At 51.9% G+C, this 291-nt stretch carries 1 protein-coding gene; it reads left to right on the top strand.

Annotation, left to right across the window (positions count from 1 at the left end; all coding sequences use genetic code 11):
* Positions 1-58: 58 nt before the first annotated feature.
* Positions 59-291 (top strand): hypothetical protein (locus QP437_RS09940; RefSeq protein ID WP_285267725.1); only part of this gene is annotated, 233 nt, incomplete at its 3' end.

Raw genomic sequence — 291 nt, 5'->3', positions numbered from 1 at the left:
CCTTAACAGAGCATGGTGCAGCACCACACGCGAGCATTAACAATGCAAGGTGCAGCAAATGAATATTAGCACAGCCTTTAAGCCGTTTGAAGCCGATTATACCGCCTCTTATGGCGTGTACCTGTCCCCCGTGGGAGCCGGAAAGAAAGCGCCCGTTGCTGTGGAGCAACACGGATTGTTTACCATCAACAATCCGCAAACGTGGTTAACGCTTGAGGCGGCAGAGGCACACCGTAAAAAGCTGGAAGCCCTGCCAGAGATAGCAGCCAACTTTAAAGCCGTAATAGCTCG

This window comes from Haemophilus sp. UMB1048 (genome assembly GCF_030218125.1).
Lineage (GTDB): Bacteria > Pseudomonadota > Gammaproteobacteria > Enterobacterales > Pasteurellaceae > Haemophilus_D.
The sequence above is the reverse complement of the archived record's forward strand: the minus strand, read 5'-3'. Positions and strand labels throughout refer to the sequence as shown.